Consider the following 1,618-nt stretch of genomic DNA (forward strand, 5'->3'; position numbering starts at 1 on the left):
GTATATACAGTATGCACTACATGTCAACCACTTTGGTCTATCGGTGTCAACCACTTTGGTCTATCGGTTCTCAAGATTGCCAGGAATCGTTATACTGGTGTATATGATTGACTTCACCTTCGAAAAGAAAGACTCATTACAGGATGCTCTGATGCAGCTGCATACCATTGTCGCCTTGCTCAGAAGCAAGGATGGTTGTCCCTGGGACAGGGAACAAACATCAAAAAGTGTTGCAGAGAACCTGCTTGACGAAACCTATGAGTATATTGATGAGGTTATTAAACATGACCTCCCTGGACAGAAGGAAGAGCTTGGCGATGTGCTGCTCAATGCAATGATGTTGCTGGAAATCCAAGAAGAACAAGATGATTTCTCTGTTGTCCAGGCACTCAATGACGTCTGTGAGAAGCTCATCAGAAGACACCCCCATGTATTCTCCACTGCTGAAGTCAGTTCCTCTGGAGAAGTCATCGACCTCTGGAACTCCATAAAGACCAATGTTGAAGGCAAACAGAGCAAGGATGATGATTTTTTCAGCAGGGTCCCCTCCTCCCTCCCACCCCTTGAAATGGCCAATGAGATCCAGAAAAAGATACGAAAAGTCGGGTTTGACTGGCCACATGTAGATGGAGTTATAGAAAAGGTAGAGGAAGAACTCAGCGAAGTATTGCAGGCAAAAGACCATCAGGTTAATTCGGATGAAGACTTGGAAATGGAGTTGGGAGATCTGCTGTTTGCCACCGTCAACCTTACCCGGTTCCTCGGCTACAATCCCTCGGTTGCCTTGCATCGTTCAAACCAGAAGATGCGTGATCGTTTCAATGCACTCTATCAACTGGCAAAGAAGAAAGACGTACCATTGGACCAGGATCATCTTGATGAGATGGATCAACTTTGGCAGGAGGTCAAGAGCGAGGAAACCCGCTAGAAGGAATGGCGTATGGATAGTACAGCAGATAAGAACACTCGTGCAAAAAGAGAACGAAAAAAAGAAGGCGGAGCCATCTACGAACGAATTGCATATGATATTGCAAAAAGAATTGCCAATAATGAGATCGATGAAGGGACTCGGCTCTCTGGACGTTCACTCATGTCCAGTGAATACGGAGTATCTCCTGAGACCATCAGAAGAGCCTTCGCCCTCCTAGAGGAGCTCGAGGTGGTTCATGTCATGCACAACAGCGGTGTTCGTGTACTCAGCACTGAGAAAGCAAAGACCTATATCAAGAAACATCACAAGCATGATGAAGGACGTTCCCTGTTGCAAAGAATGAGGGAAATACTGAACGAACAGGAGTCCCTGAACCGTGAGCTGTATTCCACTGCAAAACAACTATTTACCATGAACAACCGATTCCGGGAATCCAATCCATTCCCACTATATGAATACACCATAGCTGAGGAGAGCAAGGCTATCGGGAAAAACCTGGGGGAACTGCGTTTCTGGCAGGAAACCGGTGCCACCATCGTAGCCATCCGTAGGGATGGGGTGATCAACCTATCCCCGGGACCGCTTGAACGAATGGTCGCCGGAGATATCCTGATGATGGTGGGGCCACACGATTGCCTGAGAAGAACCGAACAACTATTGGATTGATCGTAAATACTCTACATATCC

The 1,618-nt window shown here is 46.8% G+C and carries 2 protein-coding genes; both read left to right on the forward strand.

Annotated elements, in window-relative coordinates; genetic code table 11:
• The first annotated feature begins 103 nt into the window (after window positions 1-103).
• On the forward strand, window positions 104-928 hold the full coding sequence (mazG, locus tag JF818_RS09420) for a nucleoside triphosphate pyrophosphohydrolase (RefSeq protein WP_198891761.1): 825 nt from the start codon (window positions 104-106) through the stop codon (window positions 926-928).
• 12 nt (window positions 929-940) lie between these two features.
• Window positions 941-1,597: a TrkA C-terminal domain-containing protein gene (locus JF818_RS09425; RefSeq protein WP_198891762.1), complete on the forward strand. Its 657-nt coding sequence runs from the start codon at window positions 941-943 to the stop codon at window positions 1,595-1,597.
• Window positions 1,598-1,618 lie beyond the last annotated feature (21 nt).

This window comes from Sphaerochaeta sp. S2 (assembly GCF_016406725.1).
Taxonomy (GTDB): domain Bacteria; phylum Spirochaetota; class Spirochaetia; order Sphaerochaetales; family Sphaerochaetaceae; genus Sphaerochaeta.

Coding starts and splice junctions, on each gene's coding strand:
- mazG (WP_198891761.1), top strand. CDS start 104: ATGATTGACTTCACCTTCGAAAAGAAAGACTCATTACAGGATGCTCTG.
- JF818_RS09425 (WP_198891762.1), top strand. CDS start 941: ATGGATAGTACAGCAGATAAGAACACTCGTGCAAAAAGAGAACGAAAA.